We start from the raw sequence: 8,730 nt of genomic DNA, 5'->3' as shown, positions 1-8,730 counted from the left end.
CTTCGCAGCCATTGCCGGCGCGGGGCCGCTGGTCGGTCCGGTGTTGGCGGCGCAGATGGGCTATCTGCCCGGTACGCTGTGGCTGATTGCCGGCGTGGTGCTGGCCGGTGCGGTTCAGGACTTCATGGTCCTGTTCATGTCCACTCGCCGCAACGGCCGTTCCCTGGGCGACATGGTCCGTGAAGAAATGGGCCGCATCCCCGGGACCATAGCGCTGTTCGGCTGCTTCCTGATCATGATCATCATCCTCGCGGTGCTGGCGCTGATCGTGGTCAAGGCCCTGGCCGAGAGCCCGTGGGGCATTTTCACGGTGATGGCGACCATCCCGATCGCGATGTTCATGGGCGTCTACATGCGCTACATCCGTCCGGGCCGTATTGGTGAAATCTCGGTGATCGGCGTGGCGTTGCTGCTCGGTTCGATCTGGCTGGGCGGGCAAATTGCTGCTGACCCGGTCTGGGCCAAAGCCTTTACCTTCACTGGACTGCAGATTACCTGGATGCTGATCGGCTACGGTTTCGTGGCGGCGGTGTTGCCGGTATGGCTGATTCTGGCGCCACGTGATTACCTGTCCACGTTCCTCAAGATCGGTACCATCGTTGCGCTGGCGATCGGCATTCTGATCACCATGCCCGAGCTGAAAATGCCGGCATTGACCCAGTTCATCGACGGCACCGGGCCGGTGTGGAAGGGTGGGCTGTTCCCGTTCCTGTTCATCACCATTGCCTGTGGCGCAGTGTCSGGTTTCCAYGCRCTGATYGCTTCCGGCACCACGCCGAAGCTGCTGGATAACGAAGTCAACGCTCGCTACATCGGTTAYGGCGGCATGYTGATGGAATCCTTCGTGGCGATCATGGCGATGGTGGCCGCTTCGGTGATCGAGCCGGGCGTGTACTTCGCCATGAACAGCCCGGCCGCGGTTGTCGGCGGTGATGTGGTGGCGGTAGCGACAGCGGTCAGCAACTGGGGCTTTGCCATCACGCCGGAAGCGTTGCAAGCGGTRGCCAAGGACATCGGTGAAACCACCGTCCTGGCCCGTGCCGGCGGTGCGCCGACCCTGGCGGTKGGTATCGCGCAGATCCTGCACMRCGTGCTGCCGGGYGAAAACACCATGGCGTTCTGGTACCACTTCGCGATCCTGTTYGAAGCRCTGTTCATCCTSACYGCGGTCGAYGCCGGYACCCGTGCCGGRCGTTTCATGCTGCAGGAYTTGCTTGGTTCCTTCGTRCCGGCGCTGARACGCACYGAGTCCTGGACCGCCAACCTGATMGCCACCGCCGGTTGCGTGGCGATGTGGGGTTACCTGCTGTACCAAGGCGTGATCGACCCGTTGGGCGGGATCAACACCTTGTGGCCGCTGTTCGGTATYTCCAACCAGATGCTGGCCGGTATCGCGCTGATGYTGGCAACCGTTGTGCTGATCAAAATGAAACGCCAACGCTATRTSTGGGTSACCATGCTGCCAGCSGTWTGGTTGCTGATCTGCACCACCACTGCAGGCTTCATCAAGCTGTTCGACGCCAACCCGGCGATCGGCTTCCTGTCGCTGGCSAAGAAGTACAGYGATGCCCTGGCCARCGGTCAGRTSCTSGCKCCGGCCAAGAGCATYGAGCAGATGCAGCAYGTGATCTACAACGCCTACACCAACGCAACGCTGACGGTGTTGTTCCTGCTCGTGGTGTTCAGCATCCTGTTCTTTGCGCTCAAGGTCGGCATTGCCGCCTGGGGCACCAAAGAACGTACGGATAAAGAAGCGCCATTCCATGCGCTGCCAGATGCTTGATCGAGGAGGGCAGCATGTTCAATGACCTGAGTCGCCTCGGTAAATACCTCGGTCAGGCTGCGCGCCTGATGGTCGGGATGCCCGACTACGACAACTACGTCGAGCATATGCAAACCGAACACCCGGACAAGCCGGTGATGAGCTACGAGATGTTCTTTCGCGAACGTCAGGAGGCTCGTTACGGCGGTAAGGCAGGGCCGAAGTGTTGCTGACCTGACAGCCAGGTTGATCCAAACCCTGTGGGAGATTCTATGTTGCAGGACAACCCTGCAACGGTCGATTCGGTTGGTATTCGCTCTGGTTTTTCATCAGGGCGAACGCCCCTCATGATCGCTGATCATGTTCTAGACTCACCGGGGGCCTGATGGAGTTAAACGTCAAGAGCAGAAGGGCCGTCCACGCGATCTGGATAAAACGAATGAGCGGTCTGCRAGAGAAGGCAGGCGGTTATCGCGAGCCGGATTATCCGTTGCGGCGAATTCCCGAAAAATTCTGACGGATTGCCGAGCGAGTCTCCGCCAAGGGCTGCATTGCCATGAGTCATTCGGATATTGTGCCTCCCGTCCCGGAACCGGGGCGGATTGCGCACCGCAAGTCGAACGACGGCCAGACCCTCTGGGACCGCTGGCTCCCGGGACTGCGTACGTTGCGCGGATACCAAATGATTTGGTTGCGCCACGACCTCGTGGCCGGACTGGTGCTCACCACAATGCTGATACCCGTCGGCATCGCCTATGCGGTGGCATCGGGCGTACCCGGTATTTACGGGCTCTACGCAACGATCGTTCCATTACTCGCTTATGCGTTGTTCGGTCCCAGCCGGATTCTGGTGCTTGGGCCAGACTCTTCGCTGGCTGCTGTCATCCTGGCCGTCGTCTTGCCACTGTCCGGCGGCGATCCGCATCGCGCAATCGCCCTCGCGGGCATGATGGCGATCGTCTCGGGGGTGGTGTGCATCCTGGCTGGCATCGCGCGTCTGGGCTTCATTACTGAGCTGCTTTCCAAACCGATCCGCTACGGATACATGAACGGGATTGCGCTGGTGGTATTGATCAGTCAACTGCCAAAGTTTTTCGGTTTTTCGATCGAAACCGACGGGCCGCTGAGAAATGTATGGGAGATCGCTACAGCAGTGATGGCTGGGATAACCAACTGGGCCGCGTTCACGGTGGGCGCAAGTACTCTGTCGGTGATCCTGCTACTCAAGGSCAATAAACGCGTGCCGGGCATTCTGGTCGCAGTGGCAGGCGCGACCGTTGCCGTTGGTGTACTGGACCTTGCAGCTCGCGCCGGGGTGTCGGTCCTGGGATCGCTCCCACAGGGGCTGCCAGCATTCGCCATTCCCTGGATCACCAGGGCTGATATCGTCCCCGTCCTGATTGGTGGTTGTGCCGTCGCCCTCGTTTCGTTCGCCGACACCAGTGTGCTCTCTCGTGTCTATGCGGCGCGGACTCGTACTTATGTGGACCCGAACCAGGAAATGGTCGGGCTCGGCTTCGCCAATCTGACCACCGGGCTTTTTCAGGGGTTTCCAATCAGCAGCAGTTCATCCCGGACACCCGTGGCCGAGGCCGCAGGCGCGAAAACCCAATTGACCGGTGTCGTCGGTGCGATCGCCGTTGCCTTATTGCTGATGGTGGCGCCGAACCTGTTGCAGAACCTGCCTACCAGCGCATTGGCGGCAGTGGTGATCGCATCCGCCATCGGCCTGATCGAAGTGACCGACCTGCGACGAATCTGACCGGGTACTGGACGCCGTGGCAACATCGCCTTCGCCCGTGCGTTGGCTGGTTGTAGCGTCGGAACCGGTCACCAGCGTGGACGTAACTTCTGCCGATATGCTGGCTGAACTCGATGAAACCTTGCGTGGGGCGGGTATCAAGTTGTGCGTGGCCGAGATGAAGGATCCGGTCAAGGACAAGCTAAAGCGATTCGGGCTTTTCGCCAAGCTGGGCGAAACGGCGTTTTTTCCAACGATAGACGATGCGGTCGAAAGTTATCTCGTGATTTATCCAGTGGGTTAGCCCGCGCCAATGAGCTTCGCAGGCGGGATTTCCCGGGAAAGCAAAGYGCTCGTGGACGCTCGGATTTCACAGAACGAATGCCGGAAGGCAGTGCATGAACCGGGGGCGCGGGTTGCCGGAGGCTTTCATCAAGTCCGTGTTGACCTGGTACGGCAACAGTTGCTTGATACGTTCGGCCCAGGCTTTGCCAAGTGAGGTTCATCGTGCTGATCGAGAGGCGAGCTGCGGGAAATCGTTCCCGGCCACAAAGGACGGTTTGTAATCATTTCCAGAGAGTGCGGGGCATTGATTCGGGAGTTCAATCTCTCGACAAAAGACTCGGCACCATCAAGGCTGCGGAAGCTCGCCATCCACAGACCCATGTGAACCCACCAACAATTCTGTGCAGGGTCTTTTTCAACATAAATCTTCATTGACGGCGCTCCAAAAAGGCAGGAATCAATCATCCTGATGTTTCTGAGTACGCTGGCGGTGAGCAATCCATGGCATTGCGTCGTTGCGTGCCCGACAGCGTGTACGCGATCAACCGGCAAACTATTGATCAGGATCAACTATCCTGATCTGTTTGCCCGCGGCCTGATGCCGTGCGTCGGACAGCAACTGTCTAGCTCAATGCCTATTGCGTTGTAGCTTGGCCATCGGGGCGTGGAATATGGTTTTGGCGTAGTACGGATGGTAAGGCTCAGTGTCGGGCCGTCCTCCATGCCTCACTACTTTGCAGCTTCGCTTCAGGCGTCATCTCCGGGTGCATTTTATTGACCATTAATAGTGCGTCGGTATTCATCAATGCGCCGCGCTGGACGCCTTGTATTACACGGAGAATAAAAACAGTGAGTAGGAATTTCCCGCTTGTAGGGCATAAAACTCAAATCAGTTGCCAAATGCACCATTTTCGTCCGATCCAGAGTTGTGCAAGTTACAAGTGGAAAAACCGTTTCAGTAGTCTTATCGATTTTCGTCTCAAAAATGAAACGATGTGTCGCAATTCCGGCTTGTCTAAGGGTTTTTCCGGTTTTTATCGATCGTAACAATAGTTGGGCACAGCCCTTGCAAAAGTACTTTCAAACCACCGCTAGTGTGGTTTTTCATCGAAAAAAAATTATGGGGGAACGTTATAAATGGGGCGCCAGAAATCAAACCGCAAAGGCCAAGTCTCTGGCGTCGGAACGCGTCAACAGGTTGCCGAATTCACGCGGAATTTGTTTCCAAATGAGACAGGAAGTTAACGACGCACACTGAGGTGCTCAACAGAAACAGTACTCACTAAAACAACGTAAGGCCTGATTTTATTGAAATAGCGAAGTTATAAGAAAATGCCGTCTGTATTGCGGCAAGGAGTAGGGTATGTCCCGAGCTTTTTTTAACGAAATGTATGATGCGAGTGGTGGCTGCCGCCCACATTACCAGGAGTTCGCGCGTTGGTTGGCGGACACACCTCTGGAGTTGCTGGATCAACGTCGTCGCGAAGCCGACCTGTTGTTCCACCGAGCCGGCATCACATTCACCTTATACGGGGACGAGCAGGGCACCGAACGGTTGATTCCGTTCGACATCATTCCGCGCAGCATCAAGGCCAGCGAATGGCAAATGGTCGAGCGGGGCTGCATTCAGCGGGTCCAGGCGTTGAACATGTTCCTGGACGACATCTACCACGGGCAACGTATTCTCAAGGAGGGCATCATTCCGGCCGAACAGGTGTTGGCCAATGAGGGTTATCAGGTCGCCATGCAGGGCCTGAATCTGCACCGGGGCATCTACGCCCACATCGCCGGGGTCGATCTGGTCCGCGACGGCGATGGCAGCTACTACGTACTGGAAGACAATCTGCGCACCCCCAGCGGCGTCAGCTACATGCTTGAAGACCGCAAGATGATGATGCGTTTGTTCCCCGAACTCTTCGCCGCCCAGCGTGTGGCGCCCATCGATCACTACCCGAACCTGCTGCTGGACACCTTGAGGAGCTCCAGTCCGCTGGACAATCCCACGACCGTGGTGCTGACCCCGGGCCGCTTCAACAGCGCTTACTTCGAGCATGCGTTCCTGGCCCGTGAAATGGGCGTGGAACTGGTGGAGGGCGCTGATCTGTTTGTCCGCGATGATCACGTCTATATGCGCACCACCGCCGGCCCCAGACAGGTGGACGTCATTTACCGCCGTCTCGACGATGCGTATCTCGATCCTCTGTCGTTCAACCCGGACTCCATGCTTGGCGTACCAGGCCTGATTGCCGCTTACCGCTCAGGCAACGTGGTGCTGGCGAACGCCGTCGGCACCGGCGTGGCCGATGACAAGTCGATCTATCCCTACGTCGGCGACATGATCCGCTTCTATCTTGCCGAGGAACCGATCCTCAAGAACGTGCCTACCTGGCAATGCCGCAAACCGGAAGAGTTGTCCCATGTGTTGGCGAATCTGCCTGAGCTGGTGGTCAAGGAAACCCAGGGTTCCGGTGGCTACGGCATGCTGGTCGGCCCGGCGGCCACGGCGGCGGAAATCGAAGACTTCCGCGCGCGCCTCAAGGCACGCCCCGAAGCTTATATCGCCCAACCAACCCTGTGCCTGTCAACGTGCCCGACCTTTGTCGAAAACGGCATCGCCCCACGCCACATTGACCTGCGCCCGTTTGTGCTGTCGGGCAGAGAAACCCGTCTGGTGCCCGGTGGCCTGACCCGCGTGGCATTGCGCGAAGGCTCGCTGGTGGTGAACTCGTCTCAGGGCGGCGGCACCAAAGACACTTGGGTAGTGGAGGACTAAGACATGCTTTCAAGAACCGCTTCGGACCTCTACTGGATGTCCCGTTACCTGGAGCGCGCCGAAAACCTGGCGCGCATGCTCGAAGTCAGTTACTCGTTGTCGTTGATGCCTCAGGCGGGGCGTACCGATGGCCGCGCCGAACTGGCAATGTCGCTGCTCGCCGCCGGTACGCTGGACGATTACAACGAGCGTTATGGAGAGCTCAACACCGAACGCATGTTGCACTTCTTCGCGCTGGATGAAACCAACCCCGGGAGTATCTATTGCTGTTTGCAAGCCGCGCGAGCCAATGCTCATGCCGTGCGCGGACGCATCACCGCCGACATGTGGGAGAACATCAACGCCACCTGGCTGGAGATGCGCAACATCGCCAGCAATGGTCTGGCGCGCTATGGCATCAGCCATTTCTGCGAGTGGGTCAAGGAGCGTTCGCACCTGTTCCGCGGGGCGACCTCGGGCACCATCATGCGCAACGATGCCTACTGTTTCATTCGCCTGGGGACTTTCCTTGAGCGGGCGGACAACACGCTGCGCCTGCTGGATGCACGCTACGAAATGTTCGGCGAGGAGTCGGAGGAGGTGAGTGACAACTCCGCGCGCGGCTACTACCAGTGGAGTGCCTTGCTGCGGGCCTTGTCGTCCTTCGAGGCGTTCAACGAGATCTACCGCAATGCGCCGGGCGCCGAGCAGGTCTCCGAGATCGCCACGACACCACCTACAGCTACGCCGATGAAGTCTGCACCAGCATTCAGTTCCTGCGTCTGACGCCGCAGAACAGTGAACGCCAGCGCATCCTGGAATGGCACCTGGAACTGCCGCGCCTGGTGCGCAGCCAGTTCGATCCGTACGGCAACATCCTGCATGTGTTGACGATGGACGAACCCCATGGGGCCTTGGTACTGACAGCTTATGGTCAGGTGGATATCGACTCGGACCGTGAGCTGGAGCGCGACAGCCAATCGCCTTTGCCGTTTTTGCGCAMCAGTAAGCTGACGATTGCGGACGATGCCCTGAATGCCTTCGCCGTGCAGCACTGCGGCATACGCCGTGATCGAACGGCGTTGATCGACCTGATGCACGGCCTGGCCGACCATATGGTCTACAACCCGGGCGCAACCACCGTGGACACCAYGGCCGCCGAGGCGTTTGCGGTCGGAGGCGGGGTCTGTCAGGACCACACTCACGCCTTCCTGGCCTGCGCCCGTAGCCTGGGGATTCCTGCGCGTTATGTCTCCGGTTACTTGTGCACCGAAGATGAAAACCACTTGGCCAGCCATGCCTGGGCCGAAGCCTGGCTCGACGATGGTTGGTACAGCTTCGATGTCACCAACCGGCTGTCCCGGCCCGAACGCCATCTGAAACTGGCGGTGGGCCTGGACTACCTCGACGCCTGCCCGGTACGTGGCATGCGTCGTGGTGGCGGGGCCGAGTCGATGCTGGCGCGGGTACAGGTAACGTCGCTGTTTCAGGTTCAGCACCAATAAGCCTGAAACGTTCATCGTAATTGGCCATGCCGTCGGGGAGACGGTATGGCCTTTCATCCAGAATTCACGAGTAAGCGCAAATGACTTATTGCGTCGCTATGCACCTGGCCGACGGGATGGTGTTCATCTCCGACTCACGGACCAATGCCGGTATCGACCAGATTTCAACGTTTCGTAAGTTGTTTATTTTCAGCACGCCGGGCGAGCGGCTGATTGTGTTGCAAACGGCGGGCAATCTGGCCACCTCGCAATCGGTGGTGAACTTGCTCAAGCAGCGTTGCAGCGGGCCTGGCCCGCACCTGTTGGATGTCCGCACACTCTATGACGCCACTGTGCTGGTGGCCGAAACCGTTCGCGAAGTTGTCGCCCGGGACCGTACCAAGTTGGCCGGCAAGACCGACTTGAGTTGCTCTTTTCTGGTGGGCGGGCAGATCGCGGAGGGGGCGATGGATGTGTACAGCATTTACCCGCAAGGCAACTTCATTCAGGCGACGGAGGACACGCCTTTCCTGCAATTGGGTGAAAGCAAGTACGGCCGACCGATACTCGATCGCAACCTCACGTACCGCACATCACTCGAAGAGGGCCTGCGCTGCGGGCTGATCTCGTTCGACTCGACCATGCGCAGCAACCTGTCGGTGGGTATGCCGCTGGATCTGCTGGTGTTCAGAAAAGACAGTTATGG

At 58.6% G+C, this 8,730-nt stretch carries 5 protein-coding genes and 3 pseudogenes; 7 read left to right on the top strand and 1 reads right to left on the bottom strand.

What is annotated here, in order from left to right; translation table 11 throughout:
• The 3 genes and pseudogenes from AC1DLB_RS23660 to AC1DLB_RS23650 form a co-directional block, all read left to right on the top strand.
• A partial coding sequence (locus AC1DLB_RS23660; protein ID WP_477785740.1) for a carbon starvation CstA family protein occupies positions 1-1,783 on the top strand: 1,783 nt, incomplete at its 5' end.
• Positions 1,784-1,797: 14 nt separating this feature from the next.
• Positions 1,798-1,995: a YbdD/YjiX family protein gene (locus tag AC1DLB_RS23655; RefSeq protein WP_007938220.1), complete on the top strand. Its 198-nt coding sequence runs from the start codon at positions 1,798-1,800 to the stop codon at positions 1,993-1,995.
• 323 nt (positions 1,996-2,318) lie between these two features.
• Positions 2,319-3,807, top strand: a pseudogene (locus AC1DLB_RS23650) (SulP family inorganic anion transporter).
• A 75-nt stretch (positions 3,808-3,882) separates the two neighbouring features.
• Here the strand turns inward: AC1DLB_RS23650 and AC1DLB_RS23645 are convergent.
• Positions 3,883-3,993 (bottom strand): annotated as a pseudogene (locus AC1DLB_RS23645) (ornithine carbamoyltransferase); the annotation flags it as partial.
• 1,158 nt (positions 3,994-5,151) lie between these two features.
• On the opposite strand from AC1DLB_RS23645, the gene AC1DLB_RS23640 reads away from it, so the two are divergent.
• The 4 genes and pseudogenes from AC1DLB_RS23640 to AC1DLB_RS23625 all read left to right on the top strand — a co-directional run.
• Positions 5,152-6,561 carry a circularly permuted type 2 ATP-grasp protein gene (locus AC1DLB_RS23640; protein WP_007938225.1) on the top strand — a complete coding sequence of 470 codons (1,410 nt, stop codon included), beginning with the start codon at positions 5,152-5,154 and terminating at the stop codon, positions 6,559-6,561.
• Positions 6,562-6,564: 3 nt separating this feature from the next.
• Positions 6,565-7,263, top strand: a pseudogene (locus tag AC1DLB_RS23635) (alpha-E domain-containing protein); the annotation flags it as partial.
• 44 nt (positions 7,264-7,307) lie between these two features.
• Positions 7,308-8,045 carry a transglutaminase family protein gene (locus AC1DLB_RS23630; RefSeq protein ID WP_477785741.1) on the top strand — a complete coding sequence of 246 codons (738 nt, stop codon included), beginning with the start codon at positions 7,308-7,310 and terminating at the stop codon, positions 8,043-8,045.
• Between the two features lie 80 nt (positions 8,046-8,125).
• Positions 8,126-8,730: proteasome-type protease (locus tag AC1DLB_RS23625; protein ID WP_477785739.1), on the top strand; the 605-nt coding region annotated here is incomplete at its 3' end.

Source organism: Pseudomonas sp. 05N434, from assembly GCF_056396965.1.
The sequence above is the reverse complement of the archived record's forward strand: the minus strand, read 5'-3'. Positions and strand labels throughout refer to the sequence as shown.